The sequence below is a fragment of the Nostoc edaphicum CCNP1411 genome, from assembly GCF_014023275.1.
GTDB lineage: Bacteria > Cyanobacteriota > Cyanobacteriia > Cyanobacteriales > Nostocaceae > Nostoc > Nostoc edaphicum_A.
Window position 1 is genome coordinate 3,323,874 of the sequence record NZ_CP054698.1, and the last position, 24,998, is coordinate 3,348,871.

At 39.7% G+C, this 24,998-nt stretch carries 27 protein-coding genes; 15 read left to right on the forward strand and 12 right to left on the reverse strand.

What is annotated here, in order from left to right; genetic code table 11:
- Positions 1–26: 26 nt before the first annotated feature.
- On the reverse strand, positions 27–290 hold the full coding sequence (locus HUN01_RS16520) for a hypothetical protein (protein ID WP_181932163.1): 264 nt from the start codon (positions 288–290) through the stop codon (positions 27–29).
- Positions 291–521: 231 nt separating this feature from the next.
- On the opposite strand from HUN01_RS16520, the gene HUN01_RS16525 reads away from it, so the two are divergent.
- The 4 genes from HUN01_RS16525 to purT all read left to right on the forward strand — a co-directional run bounded on the left by HUN01_RS16525 (position 522) and on the right by purT (position 5,095).
- Entirely contained in the window at positions 522–1,472 is a 951-nt protein-coding gene (locus tag HUN01_RS16525) for an ABC transporter ATP-binding protein (RefSeq protein WP_181932164.1), read from the forward strand.
- 45 nt (positions 1,473–1,517) lie between these two features.
- Complete coding sequence (locus tag HUN01_RS16530; RefSeq protein WP_181932165.1) at positions 1,518–3,284, forward strand: ABC transporter permease subunit; 1,767 nt, start codon at positions 1,518–1,520, stop codon at positions 3,282–3,284.
- 100 nt (positions 3,285–3,384) lie between these two features.
- Positions 3,385–3,867, forward strand: coding sequence for a pentapeptide repeat-containing protein (locus tag HUN01_RS16535; protein ID WP_181932166.1), 483 nt, complete (start codon positions 3,385–3,387; stop codon positions 3,865–3,867).
- A 64-nt stretch (positions 3,868–3,931) separates the two neighbouring features.
- Positions 3,932–5,095, forward strand: a complete 1,164-nt coding sequence (purT, locus tag HUN01_RS16540; RefSeq protein ID WP_181932167.1) for a formate-dependent phosphoribosylglycinamide formyltransferase — start codon at positions 3,932–3,934, stop codon at positions 5,093–5,095.
- On the opposite strand, the gene HUN01_RS16545 is transcribed toward purT, so the two are convergent.
- Complete coding sequence (locus HUN01_RS16545) at positions 5,088–5,270, reverse strand: hypothetical protein (protein ID WP_181932972.1); 183 nt, start codon at positions 5,268–5,270, stop codon at positions 5,088–5,090. The two genes, purT and HUN01_RS16545, sit on opposite strands and share 8 nt — an antisense overlap.
- A gap of 320 nt (positions 5,271–5,590) precedes the next feature.
- Between HUN01_RS16545 and HUN01_RS16550 the strand changes: the two genes are divergently transcribed.
- From HUN01_RS16550 to HUN01_RS16565, 4 genes are all read left to right on the forward strand, one after another.
- Complete coding sequence (locus HUN01_RS16550) at positions 5,591–6,433, forward strand: hypothetical protein (protein ID WP_181932168.1); 843 nt, start codon at positions 5,591–5,593, stop codon at positions 6,431–6,433.
- Between the two features lie 57 nt (positions 6,434–6,490).
- Positions 6,491–6,880 carry a hypothetical protein gene (locus HUN01_RS16555; RefSeq protein WP_181932169.1) on the forward strand — a complete coding sequence of 130 codons (390 nt, stop codon included), beginning with the start codon at positions 6,491–6,493 and terminating at the stop codon, positions 6,878–6,880.
- A gap of 238 nt (positions 6,881–7,118) precedes the next feature.
- On the forward strand, positions 7,119–7,973 hold the full coding sequence (locus HUN01_RS16560; protein ID WP_181932170.1) for a DUF72 domain-containing protein: 855 nt from the start codon (positions 7,119–7,121) through the stop codon (positions 7,971–7,973).
- Positions 7,974–8,017: 44 nt separating this feature from the next.
- Positions 8,018–8,458 (forward strand): hypothetical protein, encoded by a 441-nt coding sequence (locus HUN01_RS16565; RefSeq protein ID WP_181932171.1) that lies wholly within the window; start codon positions 8,018–8,020, stop codon positions 8,456–8,458.
- A gap of 35 nt (positions 8,459–8,493) precedes the next feature.
- Here HUN01_RS16565 and HUN01_RS16570 read toward each other — a convergent pair whose 3' ends face one another.
- The 3 genes from HUN01_RS16570 to HUN01_RS16580 all read right to left on the reverse strand — a co-directional run bounded on the left by HUN01_RS16570 (position 8,494) and on the right by HUN01_RS16580 (position 11,609).
- Positions 8,494–8,841: a 2Fe-2S iron-sulfur cluster-binding protein gene (locus tag HUN01_RS16570; protein ID WP_181932172.1), complete on the reverse strand. Its 348-nt coding sequence runs from the start codon at positions 8,839–8,841 to the stop codon at positions 8,494–8,496.
- Positions 8,842–8,854: 13 nt separating this feature from the next.
- A complete protein-coding gene (locus HUN01_RS16575) occupies positions 8,855–11,014 on the reverse strand; it encodes a Tex family protein (RefSeq protein WP_181932173.1) in 2,160 nt (719 codons plus the stop codon).
- A 439-nt stretch (positions 11,015–11,453) separates the two neighbouring features.
- The gene (locus HUN01_RS16580; protein WP_181932174.1) at positions 11,454–11,609 is read right to left on the reverse strand and encodes a hypothetical protein; all 156 of its coding nucleotides are present in this window, start codon (positions 11,607–11,609) and stop codon (positions 11,454–11,456) included.
- Positions 11,610–12,690: 1,081 nt separating this feature from the next.
- Here HUN01_RS16580 and HUN01_RS16585 point away from each other — a divergent pair.
- The 7 genes from HUN01_RS16585 to HUN01_RS16615 all read left to right on the forward strand — a co-directional run bounded on the left by HUN01_RS16585 (position 12,691) and on the right by HUN01_RS16615 (position 19,577).
- The gene (locus HUN01_RS16585) at positions 12,691–12,936 is read left to right on the forward strand and encodes a hypothetical protein (protein ID WP_181932175.1); all 246 of its coding nucleotides are present in this window, start codon (positions 12,691–12,693) and stop codon (positions 12,934–12,936) included.
- 275 nt (positions 12,937–13,211) lie between these two features.
- Positions 13,212–13,595 carry an EamA family transporter gene (locus HUN01_RS16590; RefSeq protein WP_181932176.1) on the forward strand — a complete coding sequence of 128 codons (384 nt, stop codon included), beginning with the start codon at positions 13,212–13,214 and terminating at the stop codon, positions 13,593–13,595.
- A 36-nt stretch (positions 13,596–13,631) separates the two neighbouring features.
- The gene (locus HUN01_RS16595) at positions 13,632–13,988 is read left to right on the forward strand and encodes an EamA family transporter (protein WP_181932177.1); all 357 of its coding nucleotides are present in this window, start codon (positions 13,632–13,634) and stop codon (positions 13,986–13,988) included.
- 94 nt (positions 13,989–14,082) lie between these two features.
- On the forward strand, positions 14,083–15,387 hold the full coding sequence (locus HUN01_RS16600; protein WP_181932178.1) for an NAD(P)/FAD-dependent oxidoreductase: 1,305 nt from the start codon (positions 14,083–14,085) through the stop codon (positions 15,385–15,387).
- 39 nt (positions 15,388–15,426) lie between these two features.
- A complete protein-coding gene (locus tag HUN01_RS16605) occupies positions 15,427–16,251 on the forward strand; it encodes a glycosyltransferase family 2 protein (protein WP_181932179.1) in 825 nt (274 codons plus the stop codon).
- Positions 16,252–16,622: 371 nt separating this feature from the next.
- Positions 16,623–18,095, forward strand: a complete 1,473-nt coding sequence (locus HUN01_RS16610; protein ID WP_181932180.1) for a TldD/PmbA family protein — start codon at positions 16,623–16,625, stop codon at positions 18,093–18,095.
- Positions 18,096–18,236: 141 nt separating this feature from the next.
- Positions 18,237–19,577 (forward strand): TldD/PmbA family protein, encoded by a 1,341-nt coding sequence (locus HUN01_RS16615; RefSeq protein ID WP_181932181.1) that lies wholly within the window; start codon positions 18,237–18,239, stop codon positions 19,575–19,577.
- 61 nt (positions 19,578–19,638) lie between these two features.
- Here HUN01_RS16615 and HUN01_RS16620 read toward each other — a convergent pair whose 3' ends face one another.
- The 7 genes from HUN01_RS16620 to HUN01_RS16645 all read right to left on the reverse strand — a co-directional run bounded on the left by HUN01_RS16620 (position 19,639) and on the right by HUN01_RS16645 (position 24,915).
- Positions 19,639–20,079, reverse strand: a complete 441-nt coding sequence (locus HUN01_RS16620; protein WP_181932182.1) for a pentapeptide repeat-containing protein — start codon at positions 20,077–20,079, stop codon at positions 19,639–19,641.
- 169 nt (positions 20,080–20,248) lie between these two features.
- The gene (locus tag HUN01_RS16625; protein ID WP_181932183.1) at positions 20,249–21,304 is read right to left on the reverse strand and encodes an aspartate carbamoyltransferase catalytic subunit; all 1,056 of its coding nucleotides are present in this window, start codon (positions 21,302–21,304) and stop codon (positions 20,249–20,251) included.
- 108 nt (positions 21,305–21,412) lie between these two features.
- The gene (gene mgtE, locus HUN01_RS16630; RefSeq protein ID WP_181932184.1) at positions 21,413–22,765 is read right to left on the reverse strand and encodes a magnesium transporter; all 1,353 of its coding nucleotides are present in this window, start codon (positions 22,763–22,765) and stop codon (positions 21,413–21,415) included.
- A 539-nt stretch (positions 22,766–23,304) separates the two neighbouring features.
- Positions 23,305–24,321 (reverse strand): WD40 repeat domain-containing protein, encoded by a 1,017-nt coding sequence (locus HUN01_RS16635; protein ID WP_181932185.1) that lies wholly within the window; start codon positions 24,319–24,321, stop codon positions 23,305–23,307.
- A 33-nt stretch (positions 24,322–24,354) separates the two neighbouring features.
- Positions 24,355–24,552, reverse strand: coding sequence for a DUF6887 family protein (locus HUN01_RS16640; protein ID WP_181932186.1), 198 nt, complete (start codon positions 24,550–24,552; stop codon positions 24,355–24,357).
- Positions 24,549–24,698: a DUF6888 family protein gene (locus HUN01_RS36580; protein ID WP_420832802.1), complete on the reverse strand. Its 150-nt coding sequence runs from the start codon at positions 24,696–24,698 to the stop codon at positions 24,549–24,551. The genes HUN01_RS16640 and HUN01_RS36580 overlap by 4 nt, the downstream gene beginning before the upstream one ends.
- Before the next feature lie 31 nt (positions 24,699–24,729).
- Positions 24,730–24,915, reverse strand: coding sequence for a ribbon-helix-helix protein, CopG family (locus tag HUN01_RS16645; protein WP_181932187.1), 186 nt, complete (start codon positions 24,913–24,915; stop codon positions 24,730–24,732).
- Between the last annotated feature and the right edge of the window lie 83 nt (positions 24,916–24,998).

The window sequence follows — 24,998 nt, forward strand, 5'->3', positions numbered from 1 at the left end:
CGCTTGTTATACAAAAGCTCTAGATTTTAGAAAAGGCAAATGTTTTCGGAGAGTGACAGAAGAGGGATAATATCAGTGGGTATTCCTGCTAGTCCTATGAATCCACTGAAAATACCGTTGCCTACTGACCAAGCGGTTGACTCTAATATCATTAGGTTTGCAATATTATCTCTATTACCTACCCAATAAAAATTGTTGGCAAAAGATAGTCCCCATTGCCTACCATCTTCAATAGCATAAGCAATAGCTTGTGCGATCGCAGGCATATTCATAATCGATTCAAAATCCATACAGCTTTTACCTGATTCACTGAAAAGACCTAGATATTTCTAGCTTTAGTATTCCCCGTAGCAAAACTTAAGAATTGGTATTATTGAAAACTTTAGTGAAGAAACGGTAAATAATGCCCATGACTAAAAGCAGCTTTATATAAAGCCAGTTTCAATTTCCGAAACCAGCCTGACAAAAGCTGTAGAAAAAGGTTAGGTTAACTGTTAATCACAAGCCGCACCCCAGCAGCGATGGTAAAAGAATTAGCAATTTGTACCCGTGGACTAACTAAGCAATTTGATCGCCATGTTGCTGTCAATGATGTGGATTTAGAAATCCAGGCGGGGGAAGTATATGGACTGATTGGGCCGAATGGCGCGGGTAAAACAACTCTCATCCGAATGTTGGCAACTGCTGAAGAACCAACTACGGGTGAGATTTATATTAATGGCGATCGCCTACTCCGTGACAAGAGTAATCCCAAACTCAAGCGTCGTCTAGGCTACTTACCCGATGACTACCCATTGTATGAAGATTTAACAGTCTGGGACTACCTAGATTATTTTGCGCGTCTTTATCGTTTACGAGAACCACGCCGCACTCAACGTCTACATGAAGTTTTAGAACTAATCCAACTTGGTAATAAACGCAATAGTCGGATTTCTACGCTGTCGCGGGGGATGAAACAGCGCTTAAGTTTAGCGCGAACGATTATCCACGAACCGATTTTACTACTACTGGATGAGCCTGTTTCTGGACTTGACCCCATTGCTAGAATGCACTTCCGCGAAATCATCAAGGCTTTACAAGAAGCTGGAATGACTGTCATCATTTCTTCCCACGTTCTCAGTGATTTAGCTGAACTCTGTACATCTGTGGGAATCATGGAACTTGGCTTTTTGGTAGAAAGTACTTCCCTACAGCAACTTTACCAACGTCTTGCCCATCAGCAAATTGTGATATCAACTCTGGGAAACTTAGAGACACTTTTGAGTGAACTTAAACATCATCATTTAGTAGAAGAGTGGGAGGTAATACCAGGAAAAAACAGCGTGCGGGTGAATTTTTCGGGCAAAGATGAAGATAGTGCTGAGTTGTTGCGATCGCTAATTAAAGCGGGCATTCCTCTGACTGATTTTCACTGCATACAAGAAGACTTAGAAACTATTTTCTTAAACTTAGGTCACAAACAAGCATCTTGATGCGTCAATAAATACCACTTTTCCATTTTTGGAGAATTTTTTCCTATGATGCTCAATTTAATAGACAAAATCGGCGATTGGAATCCGCAACTATTCCGAGAACTCAAAGGACGCCTAAAAATTTTTAATGTCGCGATCGCAGTTGCAACATCCTTACTTCTACAAATGGTAGTTTTTTTATATCAGTTACGCGAGTTTCCTGATGATCAATACGCGCTAACTGCTACATACTGTCGTTTGCGCAAAGTATATGAACTACGACAAAACCAGATTTATCAGCAATCAAATCAACCTCAAATTGATGATTTGAATGATTTTTTCTCAAAGAATTTTTGTCCCCAAAACGAAATTGATTGGCAGCTATGGTGGCGAGATCACTGGGAATATATATTCCTCTCTTTGAGTGTAATTTTTGTATTTACCCTCTTAGTGGCGGGAACTTATTTGCTGATTAATGATTTAGCTAAAGAAGAAACTCGCGGCACACTGAATTTCATCCGTCTCAGTCCTCAATCAGAAACAAGTATATTGACTGGCAAGTTACTAGGAGTTCCGAGTTTAGTTTATCTCGTTATTTTAGCAGCAATTCCTTTACATCTGTGGTCTGGAAGTTCGGCAAGAATTGCATCTAGTTACATTTTTAGCTATTATGCAATTCTTGCTGCTAGTTGTATTTTCTTCTACAGTGCTGCATTACTATTTGGCTTAGTTACTCGTTGGTTTAGCGGTTTTCAGCCTTGGCTAGGTAGTGGTGCAGTTTTGCTTTTCTTGTTCACAACGATGGTACTGGCATCGTCTTATAGCAATAGTTTAAATAATTCAACTACTTGGTTTAGACTCTTTAGCCCTTGGGATACAACAAATTATCTATTTCCTAATTTGTTCAATCTGTCCAAGGCTTCTCCTCTGAAAAGTTTGGAATTCTTCTATTTACCATTAGGGGCAAATATTGTTAGTGCTGTTGGCTTTCATTTATTGAACTTGGGATTGTGCAGTTACGGAATTTTCCAAGCTCTTAAACGTTGTTTTCGTAATTCTCAAGCCTTAATAATCAGCAAGAAACAAAGTTATTTATTAGTAGCTTTTTGCCAGGTGATGATGTGGGGATTTAGCTTACAACATTGGAACATTAATTCCACCTTGTATAATCAGGTAGGGCAAAATTTAATTTTTCTGGTTCTATACAACTTGATGTTGGTTTTAAGCTTAATTGCAGTTCTTTCCCCTCACCGTCAAGATGTACAAGATTGGGCAAGATATCGACATCAGGGAGTTTCTAGTCACAAAAATGTTTGGCAGGATCTAATTTGGGCTGAAAAAAGCCCTGCACTCGTAGCGATCGCTATTAATTTGACAATTATTACTATTCCCTGGCTAGTTTGGATTTCACTTACATCTGTTTTTGATACAGACCATAGCCCAAATTGGGCAGGTGATAATTTTGACAGGCTGAAAGTATTGTTAACTATAGCTTTGTCTATCAGTTTAATGATGATTTACGCTACCATCACCCAATTGATACTTTTGCTCAAAACTCCTAAACGTTCTTTCTGGGCAATAGGTACTATAAGTGCAGTAACGTTCCTACCACCGATGATTCTAGAATTTATTGGTATGTCGTCGTGGAAACATCCTACTGTCTGGTTATTCTCAACTTTTCCTTGGGCAGCGATAGAATATTCTGGGGCGACAACAATTTTTATGGCACTTCTAGCCGAGTTGACTGTTTTAGCGTTGTTAAACTTCCAGTTGACAAGGCAGGTGAGGTTAGCAGGTGAATCTGCGACAAAAGCATTATTGGCGGGACGTTAAGTAAGTAGTTGAGACACCTTAGATCCCCGACTTCTTTGAGAAGTCGGGGATCTTGTTTTTCATGTAGCATTGGTATAAGTATTACAAGCATCTGAAAGTCATGTTAAATATCTCTACTCAAGACCTCCGCTACACAGCCATCCAGTTTTTAGAAGAAAGTCGCCCACAGCGTCTACAAATTCTTAGGCAACTGGGCATAGCTCGTTATGAGTTTTTAACTAAAATACGACTAAATGAAGCAAATATCATCTGTATAATGCGGTTTTTTAAAGATCCAAGTCAGCTAAAGTTTCCTAATCTTATCGGAGCCGATTTATCTGGTTTAATTTTAGATGGTGTAAACTTCATTCGAGCTAACTTATCAGGGGCAAATCTACAAGGTAGTAGTTTAATCAATGCAGACCTTTTATTTGCAAACTTTACGAAAGCCGACTTAAGAAATGCAGATTTACAAGGTGCAACTCTTAACGAGACTATTTGGTTGGAGACTCTAGTAGACAAGTGTCATCTTGGCGTAGGTACTGGTTTAAATAATCTGCAACGTCAAGAATTACAACTACGCGGAGCTAGATTTAATTCTTGAGTAGATGGTAATTAAAACACAAAAAAATATAAGATGATTGAATTGAAATTGACTGGATAAGTTAATGAGTATTAAGTTGCCCCAAAAATTGATGTTGCTGGGTTCAGGAGAACTAGGCAAAGAAGTCGCGATCGCAGCTCAACGTCTTGGTAATTATGTAATTGCTGTTGACCGCTATGCCAATGCTCCAGCGATGCAGGTTGCTGATGCTTATGAAGTTATTTCTATGCTCAGTGCTGATGATTTAGAAGCTGTAGTGAGAAAACATCAGCCAAATATTATTATACCAGAAATTGAAGCCATCAGAACCGAAAAACTAATCGAATTTGAGCAGCGAGGTATTACAGTTATACCGACTGCGGCTGCTACTAACTATACAATGAACCGCGACAGAATTAGGGAACTAGCACATCAAAAATTGGGCATCAGAACGGCTAAATATGGTTATGCGACAACTCTAGAAGAATTGATTGCGATTTCTGATGAAATTGGATTTAGTAATGTTGTTAAACCTGTTATGTCATCCTCTGGCAAAGGTCAGTCTGTAGTGCAGGATAGAAGTGAGGTTGAGAAGGCTTGGAATTATGCGATCGCTAATTCTAGAGGAGACAGTCAAAAGGTCATCGTAGAAGAATTTATTAACTTTGAAATTGAGATAACTTTACTGACAATTAAACAGTGGAATGCACCGACAATTTTTTGTTTTCCTATTGGTCATCGCCAAGAACGAGGAGATTATCAAGAATCGTGGCAACCCGCAGAAATTTCTGAAGAGAAGATATTAAGAGCGCAAGAAATAGCTATAAAAGTCACTGACGCATTAGGAGGAGCCGGAATTTTTGGTGTTGAATTTTTCATTACCAAAGATGAAGTGATTTTTTCGGAACTTTCTCCCAGACCACACGATACGGGAATGGTGACATTAATCTCACAAAATCTCAATGAATTTGAACTACATCTGCGAGCTATTTTAGACTTGCCAATTCCTTATATAGAACAGTTAGGGGCATCAGCTAGTGCGGTAATTTTAGCATCAGAAAAATCTGATTCTATTGCTTTTGGTGGTGTAGCTGATGCTTTATCAGAAAAAGATGTAGATATTAAATTATTTGGAAAACCGAATGCTCATCCTTATCGGCGAATGGGCGTAGCTTTAGCGAAAGGTGCAACTGTCCAAGAGGCTAGAGAAAAAGCTACTAAAGCCGCAAATAAAATCACAATTATCTAATATCACGCCACTCTAGCAAACAGAGTGCTACATAATTGCGATCGCGAGCAAAATGCCAATTAGCGATCGCAGTAGCTTTGACAGTGGAGCCAAACAGGAACAAGCTTAAGAAGCTGGGTAGAAGCCAGCTAAATTTTAGAACGTTTTCTTTGGGATGAGGAAAATTCTTGAACAAATAAACCTCGCCCATCATTAAGACACAATGATGAAAAGTTTTGTAAATTTTTGCCTGACACGAAAAAGCATCTGTTACAAGTATTTAATTTAACCAGTACTATGAGCATTCCGTGATACTCTACGGTTAGTGAGTAGTATCTTTAATCATTTTCATACTGGATTGTTGAATAGTGGCAAATAAGTATTAACTATATCTGGACACAGCTAAGTATGTTGATGAGAGTTTTCCATACCCAGAAATTCAGCCTATGGAAATTTTGTATAGTAGCTTGTACTATCAGTTTCACTGTCAGCAGTTGTACGCCTCAAAAAAGAACAATGCTGCGAGTAACTGCCGAGAATTTTCGCGATCGAGCGGCTGATGCTATTACATCGGTGAAGGAAATCTATCAACTGAATAATTTACCTGTAGATGATAATTTAGTTATTGAACGATTACTAACTGATACCAATATTAAATTCGGAATTCCTAGAGAAGTAAATAGAATTATCACCGGAGAAAATCAACTAAATACCCAGTCATCGGATGTCGATGAAACACTTGATGCTTTGAAAGCAGAATATGATGTAGCAGTCGAGGTCTTTAACAAGCTGGAAACAATTGATTATGAAAGTAAAAGGATAGTTGCTAAAACTGCCCAGCCGGCAAGATGTTTAACAGTAAAAATGCTACTTTTAGCTAAAAGAATTCAGGAAAGACCACCAAGACCAAGGGATTCGGAACGGGTGATTATCAGTTCCAAGCTAAAGCATCTTGGTGAACAGTATAGAAATTTAAATATATCCTCACAACCAGAAGCAGAAGAAATTAAGCGCCAAGTTGTTGAACAGATAGATAATTGGCGAAAAGTTAATTTTTATGAGCAACAAAGTTTGAATGAATCTATCTCTAAACTTTTGGTGGCAGCTGACACTGGACGAAAACTCTCAGAACTAATTGATGACTACCCTAATCTTAACTTTGAAGTTATTGCTGCTAGAGTTACTCAGATTGTTGGGGTAGCTACCAGTTTCACTGGAAACGACTATAGTTCAATACTTACAAAGATTAACACTCTTGAAAAAGAGATCAATGAAGATGAAGTTTTGAAGGAATTTCTAAAAGACATATCTCTGAGAAACAGACAGGTGCAACCACCAATCTCTCAATTATGTCAATGATTTTTAGGGTGAAACTAGTCATGAACAATGTTTACAACTTAACTGAATATATAAATCATGACCACCAATAATATATTAGATCCTTTTGCGGAAATAATTTCTCATCTTCAAGAAGTTACTGACAAACAAATCGACTTAGAACAACTCAATAATACAGAAGAAAAATTACGAAATATTCTGTTCCAGCTTCAATTTGAACTTGTCAACGCACAACATCAAAAAAACTGGGAGGAAGTAAACAAGTTTGAGTTAGCAGTTAGCGAATGCCAGCTTACTCTCAATAAGGTAAGAGCAGCGATTATAAACGTTAGTATCATCGGAATCAATCCGAAAAATCGGGCACAGATGCAGCAAATATTAGAGGAAATTGAGACTGCACGTAAAACTCAGGTATACATAGATTTGGCTATCCGCTTATTAGGCTTTTTGCGTAGGTTGTTTCTGTAATCTTCAACTTTACCTTACAGTAGCGATCGCACAAGCAGAAGCAGTGGGAGTAAGTGCCACCTGCCTCCTTAACTAGTACAACACGGCGGAAATAAACCAATCATTCCAAATCAACGAAACCCTTATGCTGTATTCATTTTTAATTTTTAATTTTTAATTCCGCCTTGCGGTACTAGCTTGATCTATCTCTACAACCTGCCTGTAAAATTGAATAGATACATCAAGGCTTTTAGGCACTGTGAACTTTTTTATCGGTTGTGCTGTTTGGGCATATAAAGGTTGGGTAGGCGAACTCTATCCCCAAGGAACTCGCACTGCCGATTTTCTACAGCTCTATAGTCGTCGTTTGACGACTGTAGAAGGTAACACCACCTTTTATGCCGTGCCTAACGAAGAAACTGTAACCCGTTGGGCTGCCGAAACACCAGCAGGTTTTGAATTTTGCCTGAAATTACCGCGAGATATTACTCATCAAGGGTTGTTACAACCTTATATTTCAGGTGCTTTAAAATTTCTGGACGGGATGCGCCCTTTAGGTAAGCATCTTGGCCCAATGTTTGCCCAATTACCACCCAGTTATGCACCTGTATTACTTGACGATTTGACCAACTTTTTGGAAGCTTGGCCGCGTACAGAAGCACCCCTAGCGGTGGAAGTTCGGCATCCCGACTGGTTTAGGGAACCCCATGCTAGTAATTTGACGGCGCTTTTAGAAAGGCTAGGTGTGGGACGGGTACTGTTAGACTCGCGCCCCATTTATACTGGAGATGATGACCCCCAGTTGCTATCGGAACGGCGTAAACCAAAATTACCGTTGCAATTGAGCGTGACAGCGCCTTTTACGCTGATTCGGTTTATTTCTCATCCAAATTTATCAGTGAATCAGCCATTTATGGAAGAGTGGGTAAAGCAGATTCAGCAATGGTTGCAGATGGGAGTGAGAATTTATTTCTTTGTTCATTGTCCAATAGAAGCGCGATCGCCTAGCATAGCGCGTCACTTCCAACAGCTATTGGAACAAAGTGATACACCAGTTCCACCTCTACCTTGGAATAACCTAGAGCATCCCCCCAATCAACTCAGTTTATGGTGATTTCAGCGAAGTTTTTAAGAGTAGTTCCACCAAAGGAGGTTGAAATGAGTCGTTTTCTTTATGAGAATTCAGTCTCGTACAAAGGATATCTCATCATTCCATTTGTTTTTGGGAAGGCGGATAATTACGAAATTTATTCATATAAATTGCTATCAGAAATTGGGCATAAAAGCCAATTTCATAAAGCGGAAAATCCAGCCGCAATTTATGGAAGTGGTGTTAGTAATATTGTTGATATTGCTAAAGAACATATCGAGCAAAATTCCGAGTTTGTTGCCCAATCGGATAATTTTAAGTCTCGCTACATTTACAAAAATAATTTGATTATCATCTTCCAAGAAGGAAACAAATGTTTTTATGACCATTATCCACCAGAGTTATTGAATAATATTGCAGCTCCAAAATTATTCAAGTCTGAATATGAATGTTTGAGTTGGATTAAGCAAGGGTTTGATGGGCGACATGTGCAGCAAAGAGCTATTTGAAGAAAGCAGATGTTAGGAGTTATATCAAGTTCGGATCAACACTTATCACTTTTTCCAGATTCAGGCTTATAGTAAAGGGCTGATTTATATAAGACTTGTTCTTGATGGGTTTCTAAAGTGCAATGAGACAAAGGGTAAGTTACACAAGTAACAACATAACCAGCCTGTATTTCACTTGGGCGCAGAAATTTTTGCTCGTTTTGATCAACTTCACCACTAATGAGTTTGGCGACACAGGCAGAACATTCGCCTTGTTTACACCCAGACGGTAGGCGGATACCAGCTTCTTCTGCTATATCCAAAATATATTGATCGTCTGGTACTTGAATGGTGCGATCTAACCCAAGTGTAGGATTGATGAATCGAACTTGATAAACTACCATCTGCTGTTTCTAATTATTGTTTAACTGCTTTCATCGATAGACTAATCCGTTTAAGTTTCTCGTCGATTTCTAACACCTGCACTTTGACTACTTGTCCGACTTTGACAACTTTGTTGGGATCATCTATAAATCTATCAGCAAGTTGGGATATGTGTACCAAACCATCTTGATGTACGCCGATATCGACGAAGGCACCGAAGTTGGCAACGTTTGTCACGATTCCTTCTAGTTCCATTCCCATTTTTAAGTCTCTAATTTCCTTAATTCCTTCTTTGAAAGTGGCATACTTAAACTCAGCACGAGGATCTCTACCTGGTTTTTCTAGTTCACTGAGGATGTCGCGCAGTGTGGGTTCGCCGACGCTATCGGTAACATATTTCTTCAGGTTGGTCTTTTTGAGTTTTTCGGCGATTTGTGTTACCTGATTTAATGGCACATTTAGATCAGATGCGATCGCTTCTACTACAGAATAACTTTCTGGATGCACTGCTGTATTATCTAATGGGTTGTCACCACCGCGAATCCGCAGAAAACCCGCTGCTTGTTCAAAGGCCTTCGGCCCCAGCTTCGGAACTTTCAAGAGTTGGCGGCGATTTTTAAAGGCTCCATTCTGGTTACGATAGGCGACAATGTTATTGGCAACACTTGCCGTAATCCCAGAGACGGAAGTTAGAAGTTCTTTGGAGGCGGTGTTTAAGTCTACGCCGACGTAGTTAACGCAACTTTCTACAGTGTCATCTAATTTCTTTTTCAACAACTTTTGATCGACATCGTGCTGATATTGTCCCACACCAATGGATTTGGGATCGATTTTCACCAGTTCCGCCAAGGGGTCTTGCAAACGGCGGCCGATACTAATAGCACCGCGCACGGTAATATCTAAATCGGGAAACTCTTCCAGCGCTACTTTACTTGCAGAATATATAGATGCGCCAGATTCATTCACCATCACCTTAACTGGTTTGCGCTCTATGGTTTGCAATATTTGTGTGACAAATTCCTCTGTCTCACGAGACGCTGTACCGTTACCGATGGCGATTAACTCAATCTTGTACTTTTCAATCAGATTTTTGACAGTTTGTGCTGCTTTGAGTCGTTGTTCAGCCGCTTGGTGAGGAAATACTGCTTGATATTCCAAAAATTTTCCAGTTTGGTCGAGGACTGCAACTTTACACCCAGTTCTAAATCCAGGGTCTATCGCCAGTGTTGGTTTCATCCCTGCTGGTGCAGATAGCAGCAACTCCCGCAGATTAGTTTCAAATGTCTTGATTGATTCTATATCTGCGTAGACTTTCTTCTCAGAAATTACCTCTCCCATTAGAGATACTTTCATCAAACGGTTGAATGCATCCTTCAACATCGCTTGATAAAAATCGCGAATTGTCCGTACTTTGGTTTTAATTTCTTTCGACTCAAGATAGTAAAGTACCGTATCTTCATCGAAAGCAATTTCAAAACTTAATACTTTTTCAGTTTCACCCCGACACAAGGCCAGCATATTGTGGGGTGCAATATTTTTCACCTTAATTTGATAGTTACGGTACATCTCAAATTTGGTTGTACCTTCGGGATAATCATCTTTGATGCGGGAAACAAATACCCCTTCGTCTAAAAGATAATCGCGGATATATGCGCGTAATTCAGCTTTTTCAGCTACCTCTTCAGCCAAAATGTCAGCAGCACCTTTGAGTGCCTCCTCTGCTGTTTTTACTCCCTTGGTTTCAGAAATATACTTAGCCGCTTCTTCTTCCAGGGAAGCAGTTGCAGCATTTTTGACATTTAGCGACTTGATGAATTCCGCCAGTGGTTCGAGTCCTTTTTCTCTGGCGATGGTGGCGCGGGTGCGTCGTTTTGGTCGATAAGGTAAGTATAAATCCTCAAGTTCGGTTTTTTGTAAGCAGGATGAGATTTTGGCTTTAAGTTCATCTGTCAGTTTACCTTGGTCAGCGATCGCACTTAAAATTACAGATTTTCGTTCTTCCAGTTCTGTTAAATAAGTATATCGATCAGCCAGTTCACGTAGTTGCACTTCATTCATCTCATCGGTGCGCTCTTTGCGGTAACGTGCAATAAAGGGAATTGTTGCACCCTCCGCCAAAAGTTCCAGCGCGTTTTGCACCTGATGGGGTTTGAGGTTTATTTCAGTTGCCAGTAGTTGAGGAATGTTCAGCATTAGGTGTCTAAAATGAAAATGCTACTTCTAAAGGTAATATGCTAGATCCTTATCTTGGCGCAAGGCCCAAGTTTTCAGTCAATTTACCAGATGATTACTCACAAGAGTGGAATTAGCGAAATAGAAAAAACCCACCTACGCAAGTTTTCAAACCTTTCAATTTAGTGTATATGAATGAGAATTTGTATAGCATAGCGCAGCTAAACTGAGCCGAGAGAGCGCCACAAGGAGTTTCACGGAAGGCATTGTGTACTCTCTACAGACTAAGCAAGCTAGCGCAACCTCTCTTAACTTACTACTTAAAGCAAGCTTGGCACACCATCAACGACAGAAGAAGGAGTTCTTCGCCAAGTTTTTGTTTGCTTCATCTATCGCAATAATTATTCCCATTGGTGTAATATACAACGTTGCATAGTCTTTATTTTCTATAATATTTATTTCAAACGACTGTTGTGGCTAAAACCTGATTGGATGTAAGATCAACCACAATTACAAAAACAATTTCAATTTGTTTTATAAGCACAACAACTTTTAGTCCAGAGGTTAGTAAAATGCCTTTGTTTTTCTTGATACCATTGTGTACTGCTTTAGCCACTGGCTACTTGTTCAAAAAGAGTACTGATGAGATTGCATATCTTTCAGGTGTATTTGCTGCTATTAGCTTGATTTTAAGTTTAGTATTAGCGCCTTGGCAGATTCAGTTTGGATTGTTAATCATTGTCTTCATTACTACCAACAGACTTTTGCAGGATAATGAGTCCAAATAATAGGAAAACAAATTAGAGAAACTGAATAATCACAACCACAAAGATTCATACTCTTGATTGCCATCTATATTTTTTTGTAATCTTGCGTAACTTTGTGCTGTGCCTTGCCAAGGCTTGCACTATTGTTCGAGTTTAAATTTTGCTTTCGGAAACTCTCAGCTTGAGACTTATCGAGTTTGATACTAATTCCCTAATTCCCTAATTCTGCAAATTCTTAGTATTCAGAAAGTTCTTTATAAATGTAAAAATCCTCAAAATCAAAATTCATATAAAATAAAGTTTTGATTTCATGAAGTTTTTGTTTAAGTATATTTTCGGTAAATGAAGTTTTGATGAAGTATGACGATAAATTTGCAACACGCTTTTCTCGTGGTATTCTAGTAGGTGATTATATGTAACAATAAACTTGGAGAACAAAACCTAGTTAAAATTACCAAGAGAAATCAAGCAAACCTAATACTCGATAATCTAAAACTATATCAAATACAATGCAATCAAGGCCAACTCCTAGTTGATTAGCCAACGATAGTTTGCATTAGTTGTTAGTGTTGTCAAAAGCTCTATTTAGACATTCAGTAAAATTCCCCAGAAACCTGTAAAGCGCATTACCGTAGAGTGATTTGTCGAGTCTACAATTTACGCAGCCAAGCAGACTTCTGTTACTTATTGTGTATCCATGTCTAAAAAGAGCATATATACACACTCGATTTGAGAAAAATTGTTATGAATCGGCTTAGTTCCCGGTCGAGGTTATGGATACATCTGTGAGCCAGAATAAGTTCTATGGTATGTCAGTAAATTAATAAACTTTCCTGAAGCCAATTAAGAACGTTTATCAATCCAGTTAAGTTAATGGCTTGAGAAGTTCAGTAGCTTCTTCAACAAGATATCTACAGCAGGATACAACTAATGAAAGTTAATAAATGGATTAATCAAAAATTCTGGCAATCCATTTTTATACGTTTAGCTCCATTTGTTGCACATGTAGGTCGAATTCAAGTTAAGCATAAGCAATGTCTACGACGGGCTACGCCTACACACACTGCTAAACTTTGTTCAGAGGTAATTTATGGCAAAGCCTTCAACCTTCACTACATCTGTATCCTTTATACCCTAGATATTGCGATCGCACTAAGAAGTAGTCTTGAAGCATAACTGGCGCTCTATTGCGAATCATACAAATGTTGCCATCATCAAGCAAGCATCATGGAAGCCGCATAATATTTAGCTGCTAACTCTAGGACATAAGCTTCAACGGTTATTTTGATATCAGTCCCTTCAACATAGCCTTGCTAATTTTGTTGTCTATTTACTGAAGTAGAGGTTGAATTGCACAGAAGGTGTGACCAAAATCCAAAACAAAACGTTTAAAGCAACGGGCTGTTTACTGTCTGGTTCATACCTACTATATTGATTGAGGCAAATGTACTATGAAATCTATCTCGCAAATTTCCAGCTTTAAAATAATTCCTTATACTATCCTGTTTATCAGCATTTTATTTAGTATTTCTGGACAATTGCTGATGAAGCATACTATGAGTCATCCAAATGAGGGACTATTAACTTGGGAATTTATTCAAAAATTAGCATTAGCTATTACTGTTTATTGCTTGGGAGTAGTAAATTGGATATTGGCTCTGCGAACTGTAAAATTAAGTATTGCTTATCCACTGACTAGTTTAAATTATGTCGGTATACTTTTCGGTTCATACTACTTTTTTAATGAAGAGATTACACTAACTCGAATAGCGGGAGTCATCACTATTTTTATGGGTGTTCTTTTAGTTGTGATTCCACTTAAAAAGTCTATATGAGTTTTCTCTGGTAAATTCTACAAAAAGTATTGACAAATGAACATAATTACTTGGCTGCTTTTAATGTTTGTAGTTTTATTGGGAACAACAGCTAACCTTTCACTAAAATATGGACTTTACATTTCTAGCCCTACGAAGGGAGGCAGCACATCTATCCGAAATCTGTTATTTTCTCGTTATTTTTTGATTTGGTTTGTCTGCTATACATTCATGACTATCTTGTGGCTTTATGTATTGCGAATAATCCCTCTGAGTCAAGCATTTCCAGTTCTAGGATTAATGTATGCACTTATACCAATTGCTTCTCACTATCTTCTAAAAGAGCAGGTTATATTTAGCCAGTGGGTAGGAATTTCTATTATCATAGCTGGTGTGGTTCTTGTTGTTAACTAATAGTTAAAAATGTCATAAACTAGGTTATTAATAATAAAAATTAAAAGTTTCTGAGAGATAAATATCAAAAACATTCCTACAAAAATCTAAATTTATGAATATAGGCATTATTGGCGGGGGTATAACTGGGCTAGTATTAGCTCAACGTCTTTCAAATCAAGGACATACAGTAACTGTATTTGATAATAACAAGCAGCTTGGTGGACTTACCACCTATCATGATTACGGTTTATTTACCTGGGATCGTTTTTATCACGTTATCCTCCCTTCTGATACTCATTTGATAAACTTTCTCCGAGATATTGGTCTTGGAGATAAACTGCGTTGGCATCGAAGTTTAACAGGTTTCTACGACAATAAAAAATTCTATTCTATTAGTAACACTATAGAGTTTTTGCGCTTTCCTCTGTTTGGACTTATAGGTAAAATCAGATTAGCCTTTACTCTCCTATATGGTTCACGCCTGAATAACTGGCGGCGCTTAGAGAAGATTTTAGTTGAAGATTGGCTATTAAAACTCGGTGGAAAAAGCACATATGAAAAGCTCTGGAAACCTTTGCTGCTATCTAAATTAGGAGAGAACTATAAGCGAATATCAGCAGTTTTTATCTGGGCTTATATCAAACGACTATTTTCAGCACGAGATTCCTCATTAAATAAAGAACAACTTGGTTATGTCTCAGGTGGTTACAAAACTGTTTTTGACCATATAGAAAAATTAATTTATGCGGCTGGAGGTCATATCCACACAGGTGTCGCAGTGGAATATATTGCACCTAATCCAGGAGGTGGAATGTGGGTAGAATATCAGGGTAAAAAAGAACATTTTGATAAAGTCATTTTTACTGGCCCAGTTAATATTCTGCAACAGGTTGCTGCTAATGAATTGGTAAAAGTTTCCGATACTGGTGAAACAGTAGAATACCTGGGTGTAGTATGCATGGTACTGATTACTCGCAAGGCTCTAGTGCCTTATTACGTAGTAAATATTGCCGATAAGAATATTCCTTTTACCGGAGTCATCGGTATGAGCAATTTAGTTTCTTTGCAAGAAACAGCAGGATATCACATGACATTCCTACCAAAATATATACTTTCCACTGACCCGTTATTAAAACAGCCAGATGATGAATTGCGCCAAGTATTCTTCCAGGGTATACGCTTGATGTTCCCTGAACTAAAAGCAGATGACATTGTAGCAGCACACATTAATCGAGCTATTAAAGTTCAGCCACTACAAGTTTTAAATTATTCAAGCCTTGTTCCACAAGTGAGTACAGAAAACGATGATTTTTTCGTCGTCAATACCTCACAGTTGGTTAATGATAGCGTCAATAACAACGCAGTTGTGCGACAAGTTGATGAATTTCTCAAGAAATCAACATTACTGAATTCTTGAAATTTGAAAATGATATTTTGAAAATTACACGAGGTACTTATGAGTCTTTTTGTTCTTTTACCCGCATACAACGAGCAAGCATCAATCCGACCCTTGTTCAAAAGATTTCAGACATTACAGCAAATCTCTAAGATGGAGATAAAACTGATTCTTGTTGATGATGGTAGTAGTGATGCAACTGCCGAGACAGCTTTAGAAGAATCTGAATCACTAGGTATATTACTGAAATTAGTCCAACATCCCAAAAATGCTGGTTTAGGTCAAGCAATTAAAACAGGTTTCATGACTTTCTTAGAAATCTCTAAAGAAGGTGATTTTTTAGCTGCGATGGATTGTGACAACACTCAACCACCAGAACTCTTAATCAAGATGTATGACACAATGATAGCTGGTAGCTATGATATTGCGATCGCATCTAGATATCGAAAAGGCTCTAAAGTCATAGGTTTATCAAGATTTAGAGAGATAATGAGTTACGGAGCCAGCTGGCTGTTTAGAATTGCCGCCCGCGTACCCGGTGTAAGAGACTATACTTGCGGTTACAGGCTGTATAACCGTAATTTCGTCAGTAAACTAGATATGTATTATGGGGAAAATCTATTTACTGAAAGTGGATTTGCTTGCATGATAGATTTACTGCTGAAAGCTAAAGTACTCAAACCTAAAATTGCAGAAATTCCAATGGTTTTGAGATATGACCAAAAGCCAACTGCCAGCAAAATGAAAATTCTCAAAACTATTACTCGAACCTTAAAACTCCTGTTTAAGAATCTAACATCGACACCCCCAGCTTCAAATTTAGGTCAGACTGTCAATGACCAAGGAACAGCAAGAGTTCCATTGAAAATGGTAAATCGTAAATAAATCTTAGAGTGATACTCTGGATTGAATTAAGCTAAACAGCAAACAAGATTGCATATTTAATATGAGTTAGTCGTCACGAAGCTTCTATCTTCTGGTACAGGTGGGGTTTATCCCCTTCCACTCCTAGCTCATGACGATAACTAAATTTTTACACCGATACCCTCAAGTTTCAAAACCTCAGCCCGCCTTTGCGGGCTTTGTTTATATAGTCCCAAACTTTTAGTCTGTGGGTGAGTTTTCCAAGGTCTTGCTGAATTGGAGGGAAATCCACACGCCTTTCTGCCAACTGTGGCTTTGACTCATTTGTTAGACTAAACACACCAGAATTTTTCAGTCAAATCTCTGAATTACGCCAGCAGACGAGGCTATCCATGCTTACAAGTACGCTACTTCTCTCGAATCAACTTCCCACACTCCAATATTCCTCCACACCAGAGCGTTTCGATGAAACCTGGGAAGCCCCTCTGGCTACTCTCCTGGGACTAGGACGCGCCGCTGGTGCTGACTTCATCGAATTATTTTTAGAGCGTCGCAACTATATTAGTTCTCTTGCAGAAGATGACGCTATCACGAGTATTTCACCCAGTCTGTCTACAGGCGCGGGAGTCAGAATATTTCGTGGTAAAGCTGACTGCTACGTTAGCACCAATGACCTGTCGTTTCCCGGTTTGAAAGCAGCCTTAGAAAAAGGTCTTTCTATCTTGGGATTGCAACTACCCACTGCTAAGGCTTTCATCCCAGAAATCAACCTAGAATTACTTAGAGATTACGCCACCAAAAGAGGCAAAGATGCATGGCTACCAGTGTGTAGCTCCATCCGCGAAATGGGAGAAATCCTCCTTGATGGTACTGCCCACCTGAAGCAAAAAGCTAGCCACGTCCAATCGCGCCGTGCTACCTATTTCCGGGATTGGCAAGAAGTTTTAATCGCCGCTAGTGACGGTACTTTTGCTCGTGATATTCGCCTTACACAATCAGTAGGATTTAACCTATTGTGTGCTGATGGTGCTAATCGTAGCTCAATTGGCGATCGCGCGGGTAATACTAGCGATGCCAACTTCTTGAGAACTTGGGATTCTCAACAAGCTGCCGAGAAAATAGCAGAATCGGCTGGAAAAATGCTCTACGCAGATTACGTGGAATCAGGTACTTATCCCATCATTATGGCCAATCACTTTGGCGGCGTAATCTTCCACGAAGCTTGCGGACACCTACTAGAAACCACCCAAATTGAACGCAATACCTCCCCCTTTGCTGACAAAAAAGGCGAAAAAATTGCCCACGAAAGTTTGACAGCCTGGGATGAAGGGCGCTCTGAAAATGCCTTCGGGACAATTGACATGGATGACGAAGGTATGCCGGCTCAAAGAACCTTATTAATTGAAAAAGGCGTTCTGAAAAACTTCTTAGCAGATAGAACAGGTTCCTCACGCACCGGACACCCCAGAACTGGAAGTGGACGCCGCCAAAATTATACCTATGCCGCCGCTAGCCGGATGCGTAATACTTATATTGATTCTGGCGAATACAGCATTGATGAATTATTTGCCTCTGTTGATAAAGGTATTTACTGTAAAAAGATGGGCGGTGGTAGCGTTGGTGCTACAGGTCAATTTAACTTTAGTGTTGATGAAGCTTATTTAATTGAAAATGGCAAAATCACCAAACCGTTAAAGGGAGCAATTCTAATTGGTGAAGCAAAGGAAATTATGAATAAAATTTCCATGTGTTCCCAAGATTTGGAAATTGCACCAGGTTTTTGTGGTTCCGTCAGTGGCAGTATTTACACCACAGTCGGACAACCCCACATCAAGGTTGATTCTATTACCGTCGGTGGAAGATAATCTCGTCAACTTCCAGGTTCTACCTGGAAACGCCTTCTTCGTGGCTCTGTCACTTATTTTATCTAGAAAAGAAGAAGCCCTTCATTATTACATTCCCAGGCTGAAGCAGGGAGTGAGAAAATCCCAAACCCAAAATTGACTATGCCCAATATAAATGAGATTGCAAATTCCGCCAAGGACAATGCTGGTAAGCTTGGTATTAAGAAATTCGACATTTATGGCTCAACAGTAGATGACACTAGCGTGCAAGTAGACCAAGGTGAGCCAAAACAAGTCAAAGCTTCAAATCGCTCTGGTGTTACTGTTCGTGTCTGGAATGAAGATAATACAATGGGTGTCACCAGCACTACAGATGTAGACCCCAAGGGACTGGAATTAGCTTTAAAAACTGCTTACGAAGCCAGTTTCTTTGGTGTTAAAGAAAATGTTCCTGATTTTAGTCCAGAGGCTACTATTCCTATTCCAAATAAGCCCCAGGATAAAGCACCTCAAGCACCTGTTGCTGAACTCATAGAAAAATTGTTGGTAGCTGAAAAAGAATTACTGGCTGCTCATCCAGCAATTAAAGGTGTACCTTATAACGGTTTGTCACAAAGAGATATTGACAGATTTTATCTCAATAGTGACGGCGCGGTGAGAACTGAATCTCACTCCTTAGCATCAGTTTATCTTTACAGTAAAACTGAGGAAGAAGGGAAAAAACCGCGCAGTGCAGGAGCTTTTAGAATCAACCAGAGTTTAGATAATCTAGATATTAATGGTTGCATCAAAGAAACCGCCGATAAAACTATCAGCCACTTGAATTATGAAAAAATCAAAACTGGTAAATATCGAGTTGTTTTCTCAGCTGAAGCTTTCTTAAGTCTATTGGGTGCTTTTTCTAACTTGTTCAATGCCCAAAGTATTTTAGACAACCAAAGTCTATCTACTCCTGATGATTTAGGTAAGGAAATTGCTTCCCCTCTAATTTCAGTTTATGATGATGCGTTGCACCCAGCTAATGTAGGTGCAGAAACTTTTGATGGTGAAGGAACTCCGACTCGTCAGATTTCGCTAATTGAAAATGGCGTTTTAACAGGATTTCTTCATAGTGCAGGCACTGCTAAAAGGTTAAATACCCAGCCAACAGGTAATGCCAGTATTGGTGCAAAAGTCAGCGTCAGTCCCAATTTTTATCATGTTTTTTCAACAGCAACTCCTGAGCAGGAGTTTAGCTTAGAAACGGCTGAAAATGTGATTCTTATCGATGATTTGCAAGCCCTCCATGCTGGAGTTAAATCCTTGCAAGGTTCCTTCTCTTTGCCCTTTGATGGTTGGCTAGTTAACAAGGGTGTGAGGACGAGTATTGAGTCAGCAACTGTTGCTGGCGATTTCTTAGAACTCTTGAAATCAATTATTTATGTAGAAAAAGAGCCAGAGTTAACGCCAGGGGGAGTTTGTCCGAAAATCTGGGTTAATGAACTTTCGATTACCGGTGAGTAAAACTTAACAAGTGCAGGGTTAGGAGTTGAACATAACTCTTAACTCATCACTTTGGCATCAATTAATATTCACCACCCACACTAATGGCAGTATTAAACACGTCAGCACCGCTTAAATCAATATTGGCTAAAACTGCGCCATCAACTTCAGTATTATATAGATGAGCATTACTCAAATCAACGTCGGTGAGATTAGCATCATTTAAGCTAGTACCACTAACAAAAGCATTTGTGAGATTAGCAGACTTTAAATTTGCACCAGTTAAATCAGCACCTTCTAGGTTCGCATTTTCGAGATTAGCCCCTTTTAAATTTGCATTTCTCAAATCAACACCTATGAGATGAGCGCCTTTGAGATTTGCTCCTGTTAAATTACATCCGAAACATTCTCTAGTTTCTAACAAGCGGCGGACAGGGGCGGAGTTTTCTGCTTTGACGGAAATGGGAGCAGCTAAAGATAGCGTGCTGAGTAAGGCTGCTGCCGTCAAAAAGATTGGTTTCATATTTACCTCCGACATTTCTAGAAGTTATTCAATTTTTAACTTCTGTGGTTCCACTGTCGCAAAATTACAGAATTTTGTCCTCATGCGATCGGAAGAACATATAATTTCTATGAGATTAGGTATTCTTCCGTCAGATAGTCCGATGGGAGTAAAATTCACTGAGATTATATTAAGCCTTGCCGCTACCTAATAAATACAGCAGCGCCATGCGAACGGCGACACCACTGGTAACTTGCGATTGAATGAGACTAAATTCTGGGTCATCCATCAATTCAGAACTAATTTCAACACCACGGTTAACTGGGCCTGGATGCAAAACTTTGACATTAGGTTTACAAAGTTGCAGTTTTGTGCTTGTAATGCCAAATAGCTGATGATATTCTCGCAAACTTGGCAGCAAATGAGCCGTCATCCGTTCCTTTTGCAGGCGCAAAGTCATCACAAAATCAGCATTCTGCAAAGCTGGTTCTAGTTGCCAATGTAAAAATAGTTGGGGAGTGGGGAGTGGGGAGTTGGGAGTGGGGGATGAGGATATAACAAACTCCTGATTTCTGACTTCTGACTCTTCAGAGATAAACTCGGCAAATAACTTGGGTAAGAGGGTTGGTGGTGCTGCAAGATGCACTTCGGCACCACTGGCAATTAAACTCCAAATATTCGATCGCGCCACGCGAGAATGGAGAATATCCCCAACAATGGCAATCTTTTTCCCCTTCAAAAGTTCCATTCGGGGATGATCTGGGTCAATTAGAGTAGTTATGGTAAATAAATCTAGCAGTGCTTGGGAAGGATGTTCATGTTGGCCATCACCAGCATTGAGGACGCTAACTCGTACACCTAGACGATCCATTTCAGCCGCGATCGCATTTGGTACTCCTGCCTCTCGATGGCGGACTACCATAATATCAGTTCCCATGGCCAAATAAGTTTTCGCTGTGTCGAGAATTGTTTCTCCTTTAGTCATAGAAGATGTGGCTGCGGCGAAGTTCAGCGTATCTGCACTTAAGCGTTTGGCTGCGAGTTCAAAACTGCTGCGAGTGCGGGTAGAGGATTCAAAAAATAAATTCGCCACCACCTGTCCCTGCAAGGTTGGCACTTTCTTCGTCCGCCGTGATAGCACTTCTTGAAAACTAGCAGCAGTTTGCAAAACAGTATCGTATTCAGCGGTGGTGAAGTCAGCTAGGGAAAGAATGTGATGACGATTCCAGGTGGTAGTAGTAGGCATAGAATTTGGGGAGTGGGGAGTGGGGAGTGGGGAGTGGGGAGATGAGGGGGAAAAGGGTAATAACCCAATGCCCAATGCCCCATGCCCCATGCCCCATCCCCATTTCCTTCAAGTTGGTAAATGGAAAACGTTTAAAGCTAGAGCAATTAGGCTAAGGAAGGTTAAAAACCCAATTGTATCTAGCATTGTAGTCACTAACGGGCCACTAACCAAGGCAGGGTCAAGTTTGAGTCGTTTCAAACCCATTGGCAGTAAAGTGCCGAGTGTAACGGCCACAATTGTATTAGTTGCCATTACCATTCCGGCAATTAAAGCTACCCATCGTTCTTGAGGCCGCGCCCAAATTAAGGAAAGTAGCATCATCGTTATGGCTAAAACTACAGCTGTGCCCAATCCTGCTAAAAGTTCTTTGCGGAGAATTTTTAGAGTATCTTTGGGTGTTACCTCGCCTACTCCCAAGCCGCGAATTGTTACCGTTAATGATTGAATCCCAACAGTACCACCAGTGTTAGAAAAAATTGGCATGATGACTGCTAGAACTGGCACTGCGGAGATTACAGATTGAAAAGGTGCGATCGCACTAGCAGCACCAATATACATGGCCATAATGCCCAAAAGCCAAGGCAAGCGGTTGCGGATGGTGAGTAGAGGAGAAGATAAAGCTGCTTCATCACCACTCACACCCGCCAGTTTTTGGATATCTTCTGTGGCTTCTTCTTCCAAAATATCCATGACATCATCAATGGTGACGATGCCAACCAATCGGTCTTCTCGGTCAACTACGGGGATAGCGATTAAGTCGTAGCGCTGCATGATTCGCGCCACTTCTTCTTGAGGGGTTTCAGTTGTCACCTTAATGACGCGATCGCTAGCAATATCCTTAATGAAAACATCGGGAAAGGTAAACAGCAATTGCCGCAGTGAAACTACTCTTACCAGCGTCCGGTTATCATCTGTGACGTAGGCATAGTAAATTGACTCCTTGTCTTCGTCCTGACGGCGGATTTTACTTAGGGCTTCACCTACAGTCAATCCTTGCCGCAACCGGACATATTCGGTTGTCATCACCCGCCCAGCAGTGCCTTCTGGATAGCCGAGAATCGTTGCTGTTGCTTGCCTTTGTTCTGGACTAAGTTCTTGTAATAACCGTTTGATTACCCCAGCAGGTAGTTCATCAAATAATTCTGCCCGTTCGTCGGGGCTCATCGCTTCTACAAGTTGCACTACCTGCACATCATGCAGAGAATTAATTAGTTCTTCCTGAACCTCGGTTGGCAGATATTCAAATACATCAATTGCCTGAGCTTTATTGAGTAAACGGAATGCGATCGCGCGTTGTTTCTCAGGCAATTGTGTAATGTATTCTCCCACATCCACAGGTTGCAAGCGATTTAAATCCCATTTCAACTGGTTTAAATCGGTAGTATCAGTCAGCAAATCACGAATATCTTGTGTGAGCATGAGATATATCTCCAAAGTCTCCCCCGCGCTGGGAGACTTCCTCGCCAGCTCAGAGGAGGTTGATACTGCCATCTGGTGGACTATTGCCCATAAAATTTCAACAATTCAATATCGATATCTAAAATTAAGGCATCGCTAGTCATCATCCTAACCCGGAATAGCACTCTCCGGTGGATACTGAATCTTAGCATTCAGCATCTGTGATATTCCTCAGTCATGAGTAATTTAATTGCCCTGTGTTGCAAGTAATTTACATGTAACTTAAAGTAGATTTTACTACTGCTACAAGCTATGTGTCTTGCCAATCAACGATTTTTTTCGCAAACTTTATACAGTTAAAATACTTACAATATGATTCAGTAATTTTTGGTATCAAGCAACTTCATGCATAGTCACCTGGACGACGGAGAATCAAAAATGGGTTGGCAGGTTTTACTTCATAGTTGCGGTAATGTGTTTGAGCTTTAGCGATCGCTCTTGGCTGTGCCTAGTTTTCTCTATACTTAAGATATACAAACAAAAATTTTATAAATGGTTTCTTAGGCAGTAAATTGCCAAAGTTTAAGATTTCCATCATGATCTCCAGATACCAAAAACTTATTACTGATAGCTAATGAACTGATCCCTGGTTTGTGTTTACCTGGAAATTCTTGCAAAAGTTCTTTGCTTTCAGTACACGATATCCTGATATTTCCATTTAGTGTAGCAGTGATGAGAATACTACCGTTCTCATTTAGGAGAACGTTGGGGACAAATGGACCACCATCCGATATTGGTGCTGCTTCAATTATTTGTATTCTTTTGCCACTCATAGTATCCCATAGGTATACTTCGTTATGTCGATCTGATGCAGTAGCTAGAATCCTTCCTCTATCATCAATTGAGCAGTAACTCACTTCTCCATAATGACTATCAGGGAAAGCTCTAATAAGTTTTGTAGAAGGCATTTCCCAGACTCGATTTTCTCCAAGTCCGCCTCGTGCATACAACCGTTCTCCAGTATCATTAAATGCTAATAGGTCAAAATCCCAAAATCTTTCGTCACTAATTTCAGCAATCTGCTCAAATGACTTTAAGTTCCATACAATCACTTTGACTTGATGTGAGTAATTTATCGCCGCAGCCAAGTAATTAGCTCTAAGATTGATTGAAAGACATCCTACAGCACTTGGCGTCTCTAAAGTTCGTGAAAGCTGATTAGAAAAATAATTCCAGATTTTTATTCTGTTGTCTGAACCTCCACTGATTACATCACCCTTCTCTCCAATTACAACTGCACCAGCATTACGCTCATGAGAGTATGAGGCGATAAGCTCACCAGATAAAAGATGCCAAATACTTACCTTTCCATCTCTTGATGAACAAGCAAGAATTCCTTGCAATTCATCAATAGCAATTTGTGCGACTCCCATATCTGAATTACGTATTTTATGCGATCGCAAAACTTTAAAGAGTTTTAATGGCGATAAATATTTTTTTCTCTCATCTTCAGATAGCTTGAGCGAAGGTAAGGAAGCTTTGTTGTCTAGCCCATAAGAGAAAAATTCATCCTTCATAACTTTGTTTAAGCGAGTTGATAAAGGTAATTTTTAGAGATTTTCTCGTGTCCGTTTTGCTTCTATTAGTTTTTCCAGTTCACCAATTTCATCTATGGTATAAAACTTCGGATTAGGTTCGGCGTTAATTTTATCCATTAGAGCGTAAAAAGCTTCTGTATCATTACGATTCTCTAATAAATAACGTTTTAACTCTATTTTACTCATTGCGGCAAAATTAGGCTTAGTCATTCGTCGTATCTCCATTCACCATTAGGGTTAATTAAAATACCTGTTTCATCTCCAGCCAAGATATAGATGTCTCCTGTTCGTTCATCTAATCTGACTATAAAGATAGGTAGTAGAAACGTTGTGAGGTTTGACAGAGGATAAAACAAATCAAATTTTGTTTGGGTGTAGGATACCTCATCAAGATTGACTTACCTTTTTAATAGCCGCATCACACCACATCCTGATAGCTTCTTCCATTGCCTCACTGTGCCCTATTTCTAACTCAAGAGCTAGCTGTTTGAAAATTTTAACTAAATCCTTGGGCAGATAGGCTGCACTTTGGGTGTAATCGCTGTGGGTGCGTTTGTTAATTCGAGTTTCCATAATGAAAAAAGTTAATCTGCTGTTATGCTAGCATACTAGCTCATATCTCCCAGATTGCACTCCGTAGCACATAATTCTGACCA

What these genes read in the sequence shown, in the direction of transcription:
- HUN01_RS16520 (WP_181932163.1), bottom strand. Translation starts at nt 290, where the DNA reads ATGGATTTTGAATCGATTATGAATATGCCTGCGATCGCACAAGCTATT.
- HUN01_RS16525 (WP_181932164.1), top strand. Translation starts at nt 522, where the DNA reads ATGGTAAAAGAATTAGCAATTTGTACCCGTGGACTAACTAAGCAATTT.
- HUN01_RS16530 (WP_181932165.1), top strand. Translation starts at nt 1,518, where the DNA reads ATGATGCTCAATTTAATAGACAAAATCGGCGATTGGAATCCGCAACTA.
- HUN01_RS16535 (WP_181932166.1), top strand. Translation starts at nt 3,385, where the DNA reads ATGTTAAATATCTCTACTCAAGACCTCCGCTACACAGCCATCCAGTTT.
- purT (WP_181932167.1), top strand. Translation starts at nt 3,932, where the DNA reads ATGAGTATTAAGTTGCCCCAAAAATTGATGTTGCTGGGTTCAGGAGAA.
- HUN01_RS16550 (WP_181932168.1), top strand. Translation starts at nt 5,591, where the DNA reads ATGCTGCGAGTAACTGCCGAGAATTTTCGCGATCGAGCGGCTGATGCT.
- HUN01_RS16555 (WP_181932169.1), top strand. Translation starts at nt 6,491, where the DNA reads ATGACCACCAATAATATATTAGATCCTTTTGCGGAAATAATTTCTCAT.
- HUN01_RS16565 (WP_181932171.1), top strand. Translation starts at nt 8,018, where the DNA reads ATGAGTCGTTTTCTTTATGAGAATTCAGTCTCGTACAAAGGATATCTC.
- HUN01_RS16570 (WP_181932172.1), bottom strand. Translation starts at nt 8,841, where the DNA reads ATGGTAGTTTATCAAGTTCGATTCATCAATCCTACACTTGGGTTAGAT.
- HUN01_RS16575 (WP_181932173.1), bottom strand. Translation starts at nt 11,014, where the DNA reads ATGCTGAACATTCCTCAACTACTGGCAACTGAAATAAACCTCAAACCC.
- HUN01_RS16585 (WP_181932175.1), top strand. Translation starts at nt 12,691, where the DNA reads ATGAAAGTTAATAAATGGATTAATCAAAAATTCTGGCAATCCATTTTT.
- HUN01_RS16590 (WP_181932176.1), top strand. Translation starts at nt 13,212, where the DNA reads ATGAAATCTATCTCGCAAATTTCCAGCTTTAAAATAATTCCTTATACT.
- HUN01_RS16595 (WP_181932177.1), top strand. Translation starts at nt 13,632, where the DNA reads ATGAACATAATTACTTGGCTGCTTTTAATGTTTGTAGTTTTATTGGGA.
- HUN01_RS16600 (WP_181932178.1), top strand. Translation starts at nt 14,083, where the DNA reads ATGAATATAGGCATTATTGGCGGGGGTATAACTGGGCTAGTATTAGCT.
- HUN01_RS16605 (WP_181932179.1), top strand. Translation starts at nt 15,427, where the DNA reads ATGAGTCTTTTTGTTCTTTTACCCGCATACAACGAGCAAGCATCAATC.
- HUN01_RS16610 (WP_181932180.1), top strand. Translation starts at nt 16,623, where the DNA reads ATGCTTACAAGTACGCTACTTCTCTCGAATCAACTTCCCACACTCCAA.
- HUN01_RS16615 (WP_181932181.1), top strand. Translation starts at nt 18,237, where the DNA reads ATGCCCAATATAAATGAGATTGCAAATTCCGCCAAGGACAATGCTGGT.
- HUN01_RS16620 (WP_181932182.1), bottom strand. Translation starts at nt 20,079, where the DNA reads ATGAAACCAATCTTTTTGACGGCAGCAGCCTTACTCAGCACGCTATCT.
- HUN01_RS16625 (WP_181932183.1), bottom strand. Translation starts at nt 21,304, where the DNA reads ATGCCTACTACTACCACCTGGAATCGTCATCACATTCTTTCCCTAGCT.
- mgtE (WP_181932184.1), bottom strand. Translation starts at nt 22,765, where the DNA reads ATGCTCACACAAGATATTCGTGATTTGCTGACTGATACTACCGATTTA.
- HUN01_RS16635 (WP_181932185.1), bottom strand. Translation starts at nt 24,321, where the DNA reads ATGAAGGATGAATTTTTCTCTTATGGGCTAGACAACAAAGCTTCCTTA.
- HUN01_RS16640 (WP_181932186.1), bottom strand. Translation starts at nt 24,552, where the DNA reads ATGACTAAGCCTAATTTTGCCGCAATGAGTAAAATAGAGTTAAAACGT.
- HUN01_RS16645 (WP_181932187.1), bottom strand. Translation starts at nt 24,915, where the DNA reads ATGGAAACTCGAATTAACAAACGCACCCACAGCGATTACACCCAAAGT.